This is a genomic window from Clostridium saudiense, assembly GCF_000577815.1.
GTDB classification, from domain to species: domain Bacteria; phylum Bacillota; class Clostridia; order Clostridiales; family Clostridiaceae; genus Clostridium; species Clostridium saudiense.
Genome location: NZ_CBYM010000004.1, coordinates 14,217 through 32,144, shown reverse-complemented (window position 1 = coordinate 32,144; position 17,928 = coordinate 14,217). Strand labels below are relative to the sequence as shown.

At 28.9% G+C, this 17,928-nt stretch carries 15 protein-coding genes; 1 reads left to right on the top strand and 14 read right to left on the bottom strand.

From position 1 onward, the window contains the following. Positions 1-85 precede the first annotated feature (85 nt). The 13 genes from asrC to TY07_RS03225 form a co-directional block, all read right to left on the bottom strand. On the bottom strand, positions 86-1,057 hold the full coding sequence (gene asrC / locus TY07_RS03285) for a sulfite reductase subunit C (RefSeq protein WP_042395305.1): 972 nt from the start codon (positions 1,055-1,057) through the stop codon (positions 86-88). 13 nt (positions 1,058-1,070) lie between these two features. Next, positions 1,071-1,865 carry an anaerobic sulfite reductase subunit AsrB gene (gene asrB, locus TY07_RS03280; RefSeq protein ID WP_042395302.1) on the bottom strand — a complete coding sequence of 265 codons (795 nt, stop codon included), beginning with the start codon at positions 1,863-1,865 and terminating at the stop codon, positions 1,071-1,073. Beyond that, entirely contained in the window at positions 1,858-2,874 is a 1,017-nt protein-coding gene (gene asrA / locus TY07_RS03275; protein ID WP_042395299.1) for an anaerobic sulfite reductase subunit AsrA, read from the bottom strand. Before asrA ends, asrB begins: the two co-directional genes overlap by 8 nt. Positions 2,875-2,994: 120 nt before the next feature. After that, on the bottom strand, positions 2,995-3,681 hold the full coding sequence (locus TY07_RS03270; protein WP_207743350.1) for a Crp/Fnr family transcriptional regulator: 687 nt from the start codon (positions 3,679-3,681) through the stop codon (positions 2,995-2,997). A gap of 353 nt (positions 3,682-4,034) precedes the next feature. Further along, a complete protein-coding gene (gene adhE, locus TY07_RS03265; protein WP_042395293.1) occupies positions 4,035-6,683 on the bottom strand; it encodes a bifunctional acetaldehyde-CoA/alcohol dehydrogenase in 2,649 nt (882 codons plus the stop codon). Between the two features lie 481 nt (positions 6,684-7,164). Further along, positions 7,165-7,968, bottom strand: a complete 804-nt coding sequence (locus TY07_RS03260; protein ID WP_042395290.1) for an ABC transporter ATP-binding protein — start codon at positions 7,966-7,968, stop codon at positions 7,165-7,167. Further along, complete coding sequence (locus tag TY07_RS03255) at positions 7,934-8,854, bottom strand: ABC transporter permease (protein WP_042395287.1); 921 nt, start codon at positions 8,852-8,854, stop codon at positions 7,934-7,936. Before TY07_RS03255 ends, TY07_RS03260 begins: the two co-directional genes overlap by 35 nt. Then, entirely contained in the window at positions 8,854-9,894 is a 1,041-nt protein-coding gene (locus TY07_RS03250) for an ABC transporter substrate-binding protein (RefSeq protein ID WP_042395282.1), read from the bottom strand. The genes TY07_RS03255 and TY07_RS03250 overlap by 1 nt, the downstream gene beginning before the upstream one ends. Before the next feature lie 306 nt (positions 9,895-10,200). Next, positions 10,201-10,635 (bottom strand): HutP family protein, encoded by a 435-nt coding sequence (locus TY07_RS03245; RefSeq protein ID WP_242833226.1) that lies wholly within the window; start codon positions 10,633-10,635, stop codon positions 10,201-10,203. Between the two features lie 225 nt (positions 10,636-10,860). Next, the gene (locus tag TY07_RS03240; RefSeq protein ID WP_042395280.1) at positions 10,861-11,319 is read right to left on the bottom strand and encodes a MarR family winged helix-turn-helix transcriptional regulator; all 459 of its coding nucleotides are present in this window, start codon (positions 11,317-11,319) and stop codon (positions 10,861-10,863) included. 165 nt (positions 11,320-11,484) lie between these two features. Beyond that, positions 11,485-12,609 carry a Rho termination factor N-terminal domain-containing protein gene (locus TY07_RS03235; RefSeq protein ID WP_042395276.1) on the bottom strand — a complete coding sequence of 375 codons (1,125 nt, stop codon included), beginning with the start codon at positions 12,607-12,609 and terminating at the stop codon, positions 11,485-11,487. A gap of 230 nt (positions 12,610-12,839) precedes the next feature. Beyond that, positions 12,840-14,426 carry an amidohydrolase gene (locus TY07_RS03230; protein ID WP_042395275.1) on the bottom strand — a complete coding sequence of 529 codons (1,587 nt, stop codon included), beginning with the start codon at positions 14,424-14,426 and terminating at the stop codon, positions 12,840-12,842. Positions 14,427-14,595: 169 nt separating this feature from the next. Continuing rightward, complete coding sequence (locus tag TY07_RS03225) at positions 14,596-15,561, bottom strand: tRNA dihydrouridine synthase (RefSeq protein ID WP_042395270.1); 966 nt, start codon at positions 15,559-15,561, stop codon at positions 14,596-14,598. 197 nt (positions 15,562-15,758) lie between these two features. On the opposite strand from TY07_RS03225, the gene TY07_RS03220 reads away from it, so the two are divergent. Further along, a complete protein-coding gene (locus TY07_RS03220) occupies positions 15,759-16,712 on the top strand; it encodes an alpha/beta hydrolase (RefSeq protein ID WP_042395268.1) in 954 nt (317 codons plus the stop codon). A 218-nt stretch (positions 16,713-16,930) separates the two neighbouring features. On the opposite strand, the gene TY07_RS03215 is transcribed toward TY07_RS03220, so the two are convergent. Continuing rightward, positions 16,931-17,911, bottom strand: a complete 981-nt coding sequence (locus tag TY07_RS03215) for a U32 family peptidase (protein WP_042395266.1) — start codon at positions 17,909-17,911, stop codon at positions 16,931-16,933. Between the last annotated feature and the right edge of the window lie 17 nt (positions 17,912-17,928).

Sequence of the window (17,928 nt, the reverse complement as noted above, 5' to 3'; positions counted from 1 at the left end):
AAATATAATATTTAATTTTCCGTTATTACTCCATATAAGTAAATTATCGCATAAAAAAAGAGCACATCAGTGCTCTTTTTAGTCATTATATATTAGGGTATTTGATACCACTCCAATATACATTATTTATCATTATAGCTTTATCTGATAATGTAACTCCATCTAAAGCCCATTTCTTAAACTCTTCAAATCCAGTTCTATCTACAATATATCCAATATGCTCTTTACCACCTGGTGCATTTTTATCAATATATTGTTCAACATATTTATAAGTATTAACTATTATTTTGATTATACTTTCTTCATCAGCCCAAATTAAGAAGTCTTCAGCAAGTCTTGGATTCTTCTTACCTGTTCTACCCATAATGGCAAGTCTATAGTATTTTTCTTTACTTCTAGTCCATGCTCCTGTTGGACAGTTAATTACACATTCACCACATCCGATACATTTGCTATGATCTCTAACTGGCGTATAGTTTTCAGCATGTAATGCTGCTGTTGATTTCTTAGTACAAGCTCTAACACATGCACCACAAGATATACATTTACTTTCATCTAATTGTGGTTCAGTCATCCCAATAATACCGAAGTCATGCATTCTAACCTTCATACAATCGTTAGGACATCCTGTTAAAGCAACCTTAAAGTGTAAGTCATTTGGGAATATTGCTTTTTCTATTTTCTTAGCAAAGTTAGTTGTATTGTAATTAGCAAATGGACATACATTATTTCCTATACATGCACTTACATTTCTTGTACCAGCAGATGTATACCCTTTACCTGGTACTAATTGATTAATTTCTAATCCTTCAATGATTGGTTGAAGTAATTCATTAACCTTATCCATGTTTTTCATATCGATTCCTGGAACTTCAAATCCTTGTCTAGTAGTTAAATGAACTGTTCCATTACCATATGTTTCAGCAATTTCTTGAATTAAACCTAAATATTTAGCATTTAAGTGTCCACCTGGAACTCTTATTCTTGATGCTGTAAGACCTCTATGTTTTGTAACTCTAAAGGCATTCTTTTTTAGCTTTTTAGTATTGATATCCATTAATTACTTCCTCCTAATCAATTAAAGATTTTCCTACTGTATAGTTAAATACTGGTCCATCTAAACAAATATAAGTATCATCTATTTTACAGTGTCCACATTTACCTATTCCACAGCACATTTTTCTTTCTTGAGAAATCCAGATATTTTCTTCCTTTATTCCAAGCTTTAAGAATTCTAAAACAGTAAACTTCATCATCATTGGAGGTCCAACAACAACTACTTGTACATTATCCATATCTTTTATTTCTAATTCAGGAATATATTTAGTAACTAATCCTACTTTACCTTCATAACCTTCTTTAGCAGTATCAACTGTTAAAATAAGATTCATAGTCTTTTCCCATTCTTTCATGTCTTCTTTAAATAAAACATCTTCTGGTGACTTAAATCCTGTAATTAATGTCATGCTTGTACAATCATTTGTATTTTTAGAGAAGTATTCTACTATTCCTCTTACTGGTGAAAGACCTGTTCCTCCAGCAACTACTATTACTTCTTTGTTTTTATAGTTTTCTATATCAAAACCATTTCCATAAGGTCCTCTTAAGAATAACTTATCTCCTACATAGTTTTTAAATATTTCATTAGTAACTTTACCAACTCTTCTTATTGTTAAGTCAACATATCCTTCACCAATTCCACTTACAGATATTGGTGCTTCACCATACTTTGGAAGAGATACTTCAAAGAATTGACCTGGTTTAACATCTCCGTTAAAAGCCATTCTAAAAGTATATTCTATTGGAGTATGTTCAATTACTTCTAAAATTTCTGATCTAAATGGTATGTATTCATTCTTAGTCATTATTCTTCACCTCGTTCATAGCATCTTCTAACTTATTAATGATTGTAGAGAAACTGATGTATTCTGGACATATATCATCACATCTACCACATCCAACACACATATGATATCCCCACTTTTTCTTGTAGTCATATACTTTATGAAGAGTTTTAAATCTCATCTTTTGACCTTTTTCTTTTCTAAAGCTATGTCCACCAGCCATATCTGTATATCCATCCACATGACATGATGCCCATACTCTTCTTCTTTCACCAGCATTTTTATTATCTTTATAAGTTATATCTTGCATAGTGAAGCATGTACATGTTGGACAGACAAAGTTACATCTACCACAAGTTATACATCTTTCATTATATTCATTCCACATTGTAGATTTCATAACTTCTAAACCTAAATTTTCTGGAATATTAACTTTAACTGGATTTTCTGTAACGAAATCAGGAGTAACTTCCTTTTCTTCTTTTTCTACATAATCTAAAATAGCTGCAATTTCCTCATCCTTAACATCTAAGTACACATCTTGTCCATCAACCTTGATATAAGCATTGTATTCATCAGTTTTATTAGATCCCATGCTTACACAGAAACAATTTTCAAAACTGTTTTCACAACCAATTAAGATAAACTTTGCATTTTCTCTCATCTTTTTATAGTAGATATCTTCAAAGCCATTTCTTAAGTATATATCATCTATTCTCTTTACAGAATGAATTTCACAACTTCTTAAGAATACTAACGCTGGTCTCTCATCTACTTCTGCTTCTTTACATTCATCATCATTAAAGAAGAATAAAGTTTGTCTTGTAGGTAAAATTGTTTCTTTATATGAATAACTTGATTTTTTATCAAATTCAATTTCTTCTATTGTAGAAACTTCTCCATATCTTACTCTATCAGTATCAGAAAAAGTTCCTGCACCTTCAAAAACTTTTGGAGCATAGATTCTATATGTTTTCTTTAACTCTTTTAAAGCTAAATTCATATTTTCTAAGTTAAGTTTATATCCCATGTAAAACACCTCTTAGCTTATTTTTTCTTTTTCTTGTTAATACATTAACAAGTCGATGTTTAAATTATATTTTTTTTACCAAAAAAAAGATGTGACATTTATCACATCATTTAAATTTTCTTAATTATCTTTGAAGAATCTAACTAATTTTTCTCTATCAGGAACTATAATTCTTTTATTTTTATTTATGATTAAACCTTCATTATTTAAAATTTTTAAAGCTCTTGAAATTGTTTCCCTTGGGGCCCCAAACATATCAGCTAAATATGTAATCGTTATGTTTAAATCAATCAATGTACCCTCTTCTATTTCTATTCCATAATCTCTCGATAATTTCCATAACTTTGCTGCAACTCTCTTTTCAACCTTTATAGGAATTGAATTTTTTCCTTGTCTATATAATCTTCTTACTTTCATTGCTAATGAATTAATTATTATTTTAGAAAGTTCAAAATCCTCTTTCATAATATCTAAAAATTTTATTCTATCAAAACATAAGATTTCTGCTTTTTCAAAAGCTTCACAATTAATAGAAGCTGGTAAATCATCAATTATTACTTCATTAATTACTGTATCTTTACCTAAAATAAAAATAACTTTTTTTTGTGCTGATTCACTTTGTTTATATAATGCAACCTTGCCACTTTTAACTATATAAATACTCTTTATTATTTCCTTATCTCTAAAAAGATGCTCCCCTTTTTTTAATTGCCTTACAAAACAAATTTCATTTAACTTATGTATTGTATTATTATTTATATGAGAGAATAATGAAATTTCATTTAATTTTAAACTATTCTTACTCAAACTTTTATCTCCTCGTATTATTATTGTGAATATTATATCACAACTTTTATAAAAAGCATTCTTAAATTCAATAGAATATTTCTATATATAAATATATATTTATATTAATTTTAATATAAACACTCCTATTATCATATAAATTATGTAATTATATGAATCTTTTAACTTTAAAATTACCATATATAGTATTATAAATTTTATCGCTCAAATTTCTAAGTTAAATCAAATATGTAAATTCTTTTTAGGATAATATTATTTTTTACACTTATTTCATAAATTATTTTAAGATATCTTTTTCTGATTATCTAAAAAAAAGCCCTAGCTTCCGCTAGGACCTTATATATTATTATTGATTATTTAGCTTTCTTTTCTTTTTTAGTTGGAGCTGCTTCAGCTTTAGCTTCATCTTTAGCATTTTCTCCATAGTAGCTAGTGATATACATTTCTTTTAATTCAGACATTAATGGATATCTTGGGTTAGCTCCTGTACATTGGTCATCAAATGCTTGCTCAACCATTTCATCTAATGTTTCGAAGAATTTAACTTCACTTACACCAGCATCTTTAATTGTCTTAGGCATATTTACTTTGTTTTGTAACTCGTCTATAGCCTTTAATAATAATTCAACTTTTTCAGCTTCAGTGTTTCCACCTAATCCTAAGTGATCTGCTATCTTAGCATATCTCCATGCTGCATTTGGATATTTGTATTGAGCAAATGCTGCTTGCTTAGTTGGAGCATCAGTAGCATTGAACTTAATAACTTCTTTCATAACTAAAGAGTTAGCCATACCGTGTGGTAAGTGGTGGAATGCACCTAGCTTATGAGCCATTGAGTGGTTAATTCCTAAGAATGCATTACTGAATGCCATACCTGCCATACAAGATGCATGAGCCATTTTTTCTCTTGCTTTAATGTTAGTTGTACCTTCATTATAAGCATCTGGTAAATACTTGAATACTAATCTGATTGCTTCTAAAGCTAATCCGTTAGTGTATTCAGAAGCCATTATTGAAACATAAGCTTCAATTGAGTGAACTAATACGTCGATACCAGCACAAGCTGTTAATCCCTTAGGAGAAGTCATCATTAACTCAGCGTCAACGATAGCCATATCTGGAGTTAGTTCGTAGTCAGCTAATGGATACTTAATTCCAGTTTCTTCGTCAGTGATAACTGCGAATGGAGTAACTTCTGATCCAGTACCAGCTGAAGTTGCTATTGAAACCATCATAGCTTTTTGACCCATAGTTGGGAATCTGTATATTCTCTTTCTTATATCCATGAATGTCATAGCTAAATCGTGGAAGTTAACTTCTGGATGTTCGTACATAACCCACATAATCTTAGCAGCATCCATAGCTGATCCACCACCAAGTGAAATTATAACGTCTGGTTGGAAGCTAGTCATTTCAGCAGCACCAGCTCTAGCACATCTTAATGTTGGATCTGGTTCAACATCTGAGAATATTTTGTATTGGATTCCTTGTGATTCTAAAACTTCTGTAACTTTGTTAGTGTATCCCATTTCGAATAATACTTTATCTGTTACGATGAATGCTTTCTTTTTACCCATGTCACCTAATTCAGCTAAAGCTACTGGTAAACAACCGTATTTGAAGTAAGTTTTTTCTGGAACTCTAAACCAAAGCATATTTTCTCTCCTTTCAGCAATGCTCTTAACGTTAATTAAGTGCTTAGGACCAACGTTTTCTGAAACTGAGTTTCCTCCCCATGATCCACAACCTAATGTTAATGATGGTGCTAATTTGAAGTTAAATAAGTCTCCGATAGCCCCTTGAGCTGCTGGCATGTTTATTAATGTTCTTGCAGTTTTCATTCTTTCACCGAATGTTAATACTCTATCTCTATTCTTAACTTGATCAGTATATAAAACTGAAGTATGACCCATACCACCTAATTCTATTAATCTATCAGCTTTATCTAAAGCTTCTTCAAATGATTTAGCTTTGTACATAGCTAATACTGGAGATAATTTTTCGTGTGAGAATGGTTCTTCTAATTCAACTGAAGTAACTTCACCAACTAAAACTTTAGCTGTTTCTGGAACGTTAACTCCTGCCATCTTAGCTATCTTATAAGCAGATTGACCAACCATGTCAGCATTTAATCCACCTTTTTCATTTAAGATGATATTTCTAACTTTATCTATTTCTTCACCTTTAAGGATATAAGCTCCTCTTTCAGCTAATTCTCTCTTAACTTCATCATAAACTTGTTCTAAAACAACGATTGATTGTTCTGATGCACAGATAACACCGTTATCAAATGTCTTAGAAAGTAATATTGAGTTTACAGCCATTTTAATGTGAGCTGTTTCATCAATGATTGCTGGAGTATTACCTGCTCCAACCCCTAAAGCTGGTCTTCCTGATGAGTAAGCAGCCTTAACCATTGCTGGACCACCTGTAGCTAGGATTATATCTGATTCTCTCATAACATTTTGTGATAATTCAACTGATGGTTGATCTATCCATCCGATTATTCCTTCTGGAGCTCCTGCTTTAACTGCAGCTTCTAAAACTATTCTAGCAGCTTCAATTGTTGCATTCTTAGCTCTTGGGTGTGGAGAGATTATTATAGCATTTCTAGTCTTTAAAGCTATTAAACACTTGAATATTGCTGTTGATGTTGGATTTGTTGTAGGAACGATAGCAGCTATAACACCAATTGGTTCTGCTACTTTAGTAATTCCACTTGTCTTATCTTCTTCTAAAACTCCACAAGTTTTCATATCCTTATATTGGTTATATATATATTCAGCAGCAAAGTTGTTCTTTACAACTTTATCTTCAACTATTCCCATTCCAGTTTCTTCTACAGCTAATTTAGCTAACTTAATTCTGTTGTGGTTAGCTGCTAAAGCTGCTTGTCTGAAGATTTCGTCTACTTGTTCTTGAGTGTAAGTAGCGAATTTCTTTTGTGCTTCTCTTAATTGTTTAATTCTTGCTGTTAATTCTTGAGCGTTTGTAACTTTCATGTATTACATCCTCCTAAATAATCAATATTTATAATAATTTTAAATTGATATCTTATCTTTTGGGCTTTGTTAAGTTTTTGTTTTGATTGTTAATTCTTTAACTTGTCCACACCCTTATTGTACTCGTTTGTTTATTTTTTGTCAAACTTTTTTTATATATTTTTTTTATTTTATTTTCACTGTATAATTAGCACTACTACAAACCCCTTATTTTTCAACAATGATAACATTTTCAACTATCCAGTAATTTTTTTGACATTTTTCACTCTGTTTTTATAAATATTTTTTTAATATTACTTTAGCAATATTTTTTTGTACTTCCAACATAATCCTTAAGTTTCGTTATATTAATAACAAAGTCTTTATTTAATTGATTTACTTTTTTAATATTTGTATTTGCTAATTGTTTTATTCTATTTATACATATACAAAAAAGGGACTATATACCTTAAATAAGTATATAGTCCCTTCAAATATATTTTTATGCTAAAGAAGTTAATAAACTTCTATCACTTAATTCTTCTATAGCATTAGCTTTACCGAACATCTCCATAAGCTTTTCAGTTGTTAAGTTTTTCTTTTCTTTTCCACTAACATCTACAATCACTTTACCAGCATGCATCATTAGTAATCTGTTACCACACTCTAAAGCATGCTTCATATTATGAGTAACCATCAATGTAGTAATTCCCTTTTCTTTAACTACATTTTTAGTAATCTCCATTATTTTTGCTGATGTCTTTGGATCTAATGCAGCTGTATGCTCATCTAATAATAGTAATTTAGGTTCAGACATAACTGCCATCATTAATGTTAAAGCCTGTCTTTGACCTCCTGATAATAGTGTAACTTTGTTATAAAGCTTATTCTCTAATCCTAAATCAAGCTTAGTTAATAACTCCTTATAATACTCTATTCTCTTTTTATTTATCCCAAAAGAAAGTCCATATTTTTTTCCTTTATTATCAGCTAAAGCTAAATTTTCTAGTATAGTCATATTTGGTGATACTCCAAAGGAAGGATTTTGATAAACCCTACCTATATATTTTGCTCTTTTAAATTCTTCCTTATAAGAAACATCTTTACCATCTAATACTATTAATCCAGAATCAATATTAATATTACCACTTATTAAATTTAACAATGTTGATTTTCCTGCTCCATTTGAACCAATAATAGTAATAAAGTCACCCTTATTTATATCAATACTAAAATTATCAAAAATTTTATTCTCATTTACGGTGTTAGGATTAAATACTTTGCATAACCCTTGAATCTTTAGCATCACCATCACCACCTTTATTACTCATTGATTTTACATCTCTATTTTTACGCTTAAATTTGAATACATTATTATTTGCCGCTAATGCTACAGCAACTAACACTGCTGTTAATATTTTTAAATCATTTGGATTTAGTTTCATCCATAAAGCAATTGCAATTACTAATTTATATATGATTGCTCCAAATATAGATAAGGTTGTAGCTTTTATAAATGATATCTTTCCAAAAATGGATACACCTATTATTACGGCTGCTAATCCCATTACAACAATTCCTGTTCCCATAGTTACATCTGCAAATCCTTGATGTTGAGCTGTTAATGCTCCTGCTAAAGCTACTAATCCATTGCTAATAGCAAGTCCTAAAACCTTAACTAAGTTTTTATTAACCCCTAATGAAGATACTACTTGTTCATTATCTCCTACTGCTGTCAATAAAAATCCAGCTTTTGTCTTCAAGAATAAATCTAAAATAATTTTAACTACAACAACTATAGCCAATATAATAAAAATTGAATTTACGGCTGTGCTTTTAAAAATATAATTTGTATTAAATAAAGGTATATTTGATTTTCCCATTATTCTTAAATTTACTGAATAAAGTCCCATCATAACAAGTATTCCAGACATTAAATTGCTTATTTTAAGCTTAACATGTAAAAATCCTGTTATAGAACCTGCAATTGCACCACCTATTGTAGCTATCAATATCGAAATCCATGGATTTACTCCATTAATCAAAAGAGCTGCCGATATTGAAGCTCCTAAAGGAAATGTACCATCTACTGAAAGGTCTGGGAAATCTAATATCTTATAAGTAATATAAACTCCCATTGCAACTAAGGCAAATAATAAACCTTGCTCTAATGCATTAATTACTACATCCACTAGTTAACCCCTCCAGTTACCTTTGTAGCCTTAGAATTAATATCATCTGGAACTGTAATATTTAATTTTTCAACCACATCAGTATTAATTGTTATACTCATATCACTTAAAGTAGATATTTCTATATCACTAGGAGCCTTACCATTTAAAATTTCGGCTGCTTTATATCCTGCTTCTTTTCCTAATTTAAAATAGTCTATACCAATTGAGCAAAGTCCACCTTTAGATACTCCCGCTTCTTCTCCACATAAAATAGGTATATTCTTATTTATACAAAGATTTCCTACTAAATCATATGCAGAAGCAACTGTATTATCAGTTGGTGCATATAATGCATCTATTGAACCTAATGCTGCACTTAAATTTTGATTTATTTCATTTACTGTAGTAACAGATATTTCTTTAATATCTATATTTCTTTTCTCAGCCTCTTTTTTTAACTCTTGTACTTGTGCTAAAGAATTAGCTTCTGATGAATTATAAATAACACCTAATGTTTTTATGTCTGGAACTAATTCTGTTAATAAATCTAATTGCTCTTCCATTGAAACCATATCTGATGTACCTGTGACATTAGTTCCTGAACTTTCCCAAGAATTTGCTACTCCAGCATCAATTGGATCAGTAACTGCTGTAAATACTATAGGTATATCCTTTGTTGCATTATATGATGCTTGCAAACTTGATGTTGCTATAGCAAATATCATATCTACTTTAGATGTAACAAATTGATCTGAAATAGTTTTTGCAATAGCCATATCCCCTTGCGCATTTTGGTAATCAATCTTTAAATTCTTTCCTTCTTCAAACCCTTTCTCTTTTAAGCCCTCTATGAACCCTTGTCTTGATGCGTCTAATGCATCATGTTGTACTAACTGATTAACTCCAATAGTATATGTCTTTCCATCACTTTCAACATTTTCACTTGATTCAGTTGTACTTCCTTCCTTTTCTTCCGTATTAGCGTTTGAACAAGACATTAATCCTGTCATCACTAAAAGGCCACTTAAAATTAGAGCTAACTTTTTCTTTCCTACCATCTTTCCATCCTCCTAAAACTTAAAATAACCTAACTTGTCCTACTTACCTACTTTCCCACCTCATATAATGATGAAATCCCATATGTATTTATTCTTATTCAATCATTATAGTAATTTTTTATACTTTTGTTACTAAAAGTTAAGTTATTTTATTAATTTGATATTTTTATATTATCATGTTTTGAATATAATGTAAATAATATTATTTAATTCCATTTGTTGTTTTTATTTCTATCCCTTATTGCTTCAATAAAAAAAAAACTGTATTAAAACTAATTTATTAGCTTTAATACAGTTCTTTATTTTTTATTCAGGTATAGCTCTATGACCAATTCCAATCACCACTTCATCTAAGTGCAACAGACCAACACTTAAAAATATACAAACACTTAAATGTTGTCCTCTTCTAGCTATACCAACCTTACCTCCAACATTTTGACCGCTAGCTCTTTCTTTTACTTGCATTAACGCATCTCTAGTTGCTCCAATTACTCCACCTTCATGTAAATGCTCTTCTCTTATTACTCCACTTCTTTTGGCTGCAACTATAGTTCTTTCTAAAATCTTTGTAGTTGATTCATTTATATTCCCACCAATGTTTACAGCAGTTACTAAAGTTCCTAATCTTTTATATTTTTCTTTTAACTTCTCTTCTTCTTCCCTAGTCGAAATTGCCATCTGTGTAGCAATCTTTGCAACTTCCATACTTGAACTAAAATTCATACCAATACCTTCTCCCATACTCCATACTCTTCAAATAAATAAATATAATACACTACTTGATATCATTAGTAGGCGTAAAATTACCTAACCAAATTAAAATTATGTCTAATTAATGAAACTCTGCCTCCTTTGGTCGGCTGAGTAAGTTCGCCTGACCAAATTAAAATTTGGAGGCTTTTGTGGAAACTCTGCCTTCTTTGGTCGGCTGAGTAAGTTCGCCTGACCAAATTAAAATTTGGAGGCTTACTTATGTAAATTATACTTTGTTTCAAAGAAATTAACCATTCTTTTTAGTGATGAAATAAGTACTACTTCTTCTTCTTGTGGAAGCTCTTCCATTATGCTCTTTATCATATCATCATGGAATTGTTTATGACTTTTAAAAGCTTCTTCTCCTTTACCTGTTAATTTTATTAAAACAACTCTTCTATCTTCTTCTATTCTTCTTCTTTCTACATACTCTTTTTTTATTAATCTATTTATTGCTGTTGTTAATGTTCCAACAGTAATCTCTAAATCTCTAGCAACTTCAGTCATTGTCATTTCCCTATCACATCCAATTGCTTCAATTATGTGCATTTCTGTAACCGATAAATCACTAAACTCTCCAGCCTTAAGAACAGATCCTTCAATCTTTAATATGTCATTAAATAAGTCTACTAACAGGCTATTTAATACATCTTCAGCTTCATTTCGTATCATTTGTTTCACTCTCCCAAAAAAAATTAAAAATATACTATTATTATAAAATAGATTATGCAAATTAAGCCAGTATTATTTGAAATTATTTATCAACTAATATATATAATTATATAGAAAAAGAGAATGCTTTTTAACAGCATTCCCCCAAAATCCATTATATATTGTTTATCCACAACACTTTTTATATTTTTTCCCACTGCCACAAATACAAGGGTCATTTCTTCCAATCTTAACAACATTGACAACTCTTGATTGAAGTTTTGCTATTTCATCTTCAGTGTATCCCTTTAATGACCATCTTCTTATGCTCTTAGCAAATAACTCTAATTCATATATAAATATCTTTCTTTCCTCATCAGATTGAATTTCATATGCTTGAAGGAAAATATCTATAGCTTCTTCTTTTGCAACTTCATTCTTTATAGCAACTATAAATCCATCCATTTCCTCTCTTAAGATATTCTTATCTATTACAAATAACTCACCAAGAACTTTTTCTAATTTATTTCCTTGCTTATTTTCTTCAACAAAGTCAATTTTACCAGCTTTAATTAATGACTTTTTATCAAATTTATAATAATCATTTTTAGCATCTTTTTGAAGCTTCATTATATTATCTACATCTTCAACGTCTATATGACAAATCATATCTCCATCTATAACATAATCATATCCTAATTCTTCACCATTTGCTATTAATCCGTTTAAATATGAAACTTCAAAAGTTTTCCCAAAGATATTCTCTAAATTAGATTTTATTAAATCAAAGCTACATACTCCATAATAGTAAACCATTCCTGCAATAGCCTTAGTTACTTCTTCATTTAATCTAACTTTTTCCTTAAGCTCTTTATTAATTTGCTTAGAAATAACTTCTTTTAATTCTTCTGGCATTACTACAAAGGCTTCTTCTTCCTTAATACCTGAAAAAGCTAATCCTCTATTTCTTAAGTAATTTATATAAATTAACTCATTACATTCATATTTTTTTAATCCGCTTACATTAAGTAATTCTTCTACGAATTTTAAAGTGCTTTCTTCCATTAATTCTAATGCAATACTAACCTTATTTAAAACAACCTCTTTAATTCTTTCAACAGCTTCTGCTTTTTTTAATGTTGTAATACCTCTTACTGAATATTTTTTAGCTATTTTAACTAATTCATCTTTAGTCATCTTTTCTAAAAATGAATTTAATGTGCAATCTTCATCTAGGCTTTTCCACATTTTTTCGGCATTCTTAAAGTCTGCCTTCGTTATTTCCTCTTGAAGTTTATTTTTATCTTCCATTAAATTAAGTCACCCCGTATTCTATTTTTGCAAAAAAATCACTTATTCTATTATATATTTTTTTTTGTTTTAGTCAAAATTATTTTTTACCAATACCAAACTTATGTACTATATTTTATTTTAAATATAAAAAGTAGCAAATTAATATTTAAAACTACCACGTAATTTTAAAGTTAATTTGCTACTAAATATAAATAAAGATATTTCCAAATTTAATTATGCTAAACACATTATTTATTTCTCTTATATATTGTAACTCCATCTTTTATGGTTTCTAATATTTTTATATCTTTTAAATGCTCAATAGGAACTTCTAATGGATTTTTATCTAAAATTACAAAATCAGCATTTTTGCCAACTTTAATACTTCCTTTTTTATCTTCTTCAAAATATTGGTATGCTGCATTTATAGTAACTGCTTTTAATGCTTCTATTACACTTATTCTTTCATTTTCTCCTAATAAAACTCCACTTTTTGTTTTTCTATTAACTGCACAATGTATAGTTTCCATCATATTTGGTTCAATAACTGGTGAATCTTGATGGAATGTAAAAGTAATACCATTTTCTAAGGCAGAAGCAGTTGGACTGATTTTTGATGCTCTTTCAAATCCAAAATTATTAATGTGAACATCTCCCCAGTGATATACATGTGCCACAAAGAATGATGGTATGATACCTAACTTTTTAACATCTTCTAATTGCTCTATTCTAAGCAATTGTGAATGAATCATAACTGGTCTTAAACTTTTTACATCATATCCATCTTCTTGTACCTTTTTAATAGCATCTATAAATTGTTGAGCAGCTGCATCTCCATTACAATGCGCTAGTATTTGTACATTATTTTTTGTTGCTTCTTTTATAGCATTATAAACATCTTCATATTTCATTGTGCCATAACCATAATATGTATCTTCTCCTAAATAAGGTGTAAGCATCCATGCAGTACGTGCTTGTGGTGATCCATCTAAAAATATCTTATATCCGCCCAACTTAAAATTTTTGTTATATTTCATTATTGAATCTTTAAATTTAGAAAATAATTTTTCCGCTGAAGAAACTTCTGAATAACCAACTAAATCTACTTTCAACATATTATTATTTATTAAAGCCTCATATAATGGAATCATTTGAGAAACCATCATTCCCTCTTGAACTGTTGCTATTCCATGAGATAAATATTTTTCTTGTACTTGAATATATGCATTAAATAATTCATTTGCATCTGGCATTGCAGCTTCTTTCATATATTTCATAAATGCTGTTTCTTCCATATATCCAGTCAACTTATTATCCTTTTTACCTATTAATCCACCTTCAGGAGATACAGTATCTACAGTTACACCTAGTAACTCTAACGCCTTAGAATTAAACACTCCTGCATGGCCTGATTTATGTTGAATAACAATTGGAACTTTAGTACTTACTTTATCTAAATCTTCACAAGTTGGATGAGCTTTTTCTACAAAATTATTATGGTCATATCCTTTACCTATAACCCATTTATTTTCTTGCAAATTATCACTTTTAACAAAATCACTTAACTTTTCTAATACCTCGTCTATTGAAACTGCTTCTTCTAATGGTACTTGTAAAAGAGCACTTGCTGCACCTGAAAAGTGACTATGCGGATCTAAAAATGCTGGTATTAATGTTTTACCCTCCAAATTTATCTTTTCAACCTCAGAATACTTTTTTATTATATCTTCATAATTTCCTATTTCATTTATTTTTCCATTTTCTATAAAAACTGATTCTACACTTTCATTTCCTTCAAGTGTGATTATCCTCCCATTATAAAATACCTTTTTCATACACTTATACCTCCTATTAAATAATAAGCAAGGGCACTAAAAGAAAACTCTTTTAGCACCCTTGCTCATATCAATAAAACAATTATAACCTTTTATATCAACTTTTACAATATTTAAACTTTTTATTTTATAAACATAAATTTATACTCATAATATTATATTAATATTTTTATTCTTCATTACTAAATAATCCAGCACCTTTTATAATCTCCTGCTCTGCAAATAGGCTATTAACAGCTACTTTATAATCTATTGCCTTTTGTGCTTTTTTTATTTTCTTATAATATTTTTTATTATTAGTAAATATATGAGACATATAACCCCATAGTTCTTTCATTCTATACATTGCATTTTTATCTTCTTTTAAAAGAATTGTATAATTTTCAAAAATCTCATCATGGAATTGCTTTAAAATTTCTTTAGTAATAAATTTATTTTCCTTAATTTCATCGATTAAACCAGGATTAGCTAATATTCCTCTTCCAATCATTATTTTATCTACCTGCGGAAATTCTTTTACTATTTTATTATAATTATCAACGGTAAAAATATCTCCATTATAACAAATTGAATGTTTACTTAACTTTAATGATTCTTTGAAAATTTCTAGGTTTGGTGTATTACCATAAAAATCTTCTCTTGTTCTAGGATGAATTATTAATTCTTCAAGAGGATACTTATTATAAATTTCTATTAACTTATAAAATTCATCTGCTCTTTCTTTTCCTAATCTAGTTTTTATTGATATTTTCATATCATTAATTTTATATATCTCATCTAAAAATCTATCTAATTCTTCTGGATAAGCTAAAAATCCTGACCCTCTTTTTTTAGAAACAACAGTCCCTGCAGGGCAACCTAAGTTTAAATTAATTTCTTCGTATCCTAATTGTTTAAGCTTATTAGCAGTTAATACAAATCCTTCTGCATTATTGGTTAATATTTGTGGAACTATATTTAAACCCTCATTATTTTCTGGTAGCATATCTCTTAACTCTTTAGTTTTAAGACTCAAGCTTTCATTAGGTACAATGAATGGTGTAAAGTATTTATCTATATTGTGAAAGTATTTTTCGTAAGCATTTCTATATATATGCCCTGTTATTCCTTCCATTGGTGCTAAATAATATTTCATGTAATTACTCCTCGTTTGTAAATATTCTAAAACACATTATATCAGCCAAAGCTTTTATAATCCATAGTAGAAAATAAAAGCTAATTTAAATTACTATATTAAATTTATTGTATTGTACATTCTTTTAAACCATGATAGAATAAATTCACTTAATATTTGATTATCAAATTATTTTATTATACAAAGGAGAATTAACAATGAAGAAAAAGAAAATTATTGGAATAGCTATAAGTTCTATTTTAGTTATTCTTATTCTAGGATTAAGCTTTGTAGGAAATTATTTTTATAATTTGGCTTTAAATCCTGATACCCCTAAAGATATTGTTTTTGGAACACCAGAAGAGGCAGAAGCAACAAGTGGACAAGTGTTAGATAGTGATATTCAATGGCTACTTACTGAATCTAATTATACCGATGAAACTCTAACTTCTTTTGATAACCTAAATTTACATGCTTATAAGGTTTTAAATCAAAATGACTCAAACAAATGGGTTATTACTGTTCATGGTTATACAAGTGAAGGTATTAATATGAGTTCTTATGCCAAAAATTATTATGACATTGGTTATAATGTTTTAATACCTGATTTAAGATCACATGGCTTAAGTGAAGGTGATTATATCGGTATGGGATGGGATGATAGATTAGATATTATCGATTGGATAAATACAATATTAGAATATAATCCTAATGCTGAAATTGTATTACATGGTGTTTCTATGGGTGCAGCTACTGTATCTATGGTATCTGGTGAAGATTTACCTTCTAATGTAAAAGCAATTGTTGCTGACTGTGGATATACTTCTGTTTGGGATGAATTTGCTTATCAACTAGATGATTTATTTTCTCTACCTGAATTTCCAATACTTAATGTATCATCTTTAGTTGCTAAAGTGAGGGCTGGTTATTTCTTAGGTGAAGCTTCCACTTTAAAGCAAGTTGCAAAATCTAAGACTCCAATTTTATTTATTCATGGTGATGAAGATGATTTTGTTCCTTATTATATGATGGAGGAATTATATAATGCTACAAGCTCTGAAAAGGAAATGTTAACAATAAAAAATGCTGGACATGCTAAAGCTTCAGAGGTTGATCCCGAAACATATTGGACAACAGTCTCTAACTTCACTAGCAAATATATAACACAATAATTTATCTTTAAAGTGTAATAACGAAAAAAGAAATATTATCTTTTCTGGAATTTATGAAATCTCACCTTGAATTTCAATATTTCCTTCAATAATAATATTTCTTTTTTTCTATATACACATAGAGAACTAAATTGCATCTAGAACTATAATACTACTATTTTCAGTAAAAAAAAGCACTTCTTCATATACTCCAAAATAAATACTTTTCCTTCATAATTTTAATAATAACATTCTCCGCTACAACCATTCTTAAATAGCTTATCTTTTATATCTTTCTCAAATTCTTCATAATCGATATTTTCAAGCATACTAATAGCCTTTTTTAAGCCAATAATATCTTTCTCCATATCATAAATATACTTACCTCTTCCAACAACCTTAAGATGAGTAACCCCTGCTTCTTTTAATTTTTTTAATTTACAAATTCCACACCCTGTACTCCCTAAAGTATATCTTTCTTCATTCTCATCTTCAAAATAAAGAATTTCCTTCTCTAATTCGTCATAATAAAGTTCAAGCTTTTTATCAACCTCTGGAAAATTATTAACCAATCTATTTATTTTTACTAAATCATATGGCATTTTGCATAAATGAGCTAGTTCATCACAATGCAAAGAACTGCAAAAAGCTCCACTATAATGACACATTTCATTTAATATAAATGCTTCATATTGTAAATTTTTTACTGTATTATTTTTTATACATGCTTTCATATCTTCTATTGTATTCTTTCTATGAAAAACATACCTAGATATATTAAGTTTATTAAAGAACTCTATAGAAAGACTATTTATTTCAGCAGTTTCACCACTTAAATGTATTTTACATTTTATATTTTTTTCTTTTAAATATAATATAAGTGCAATATCTGCAATTATAAATTCATCAAATCCAATTTCTATTAAATCTTGCATTATATAAGATATTATTTCATATTGTTCTTCTAAATAATATAAATAATTAAATGTAATACTTACTGGAACCTTATAAACATCTACCATGCTTTTTAATATCTTCATATCTTCTAATGAATTTATTTGAATGTTATAATAAAGCACTTCTCTTCTATTTAAAGGAAATAAGCTACCATATTTTTTATTCCACTCATAAGGCACATATCCACAAAATACTTCATCTGCTCCTGCTTTAACTAATCTAATATAATCATCAATACTTCCCATTCCAGCTACTATCTTCATGTTATTTTCCTCTTTTA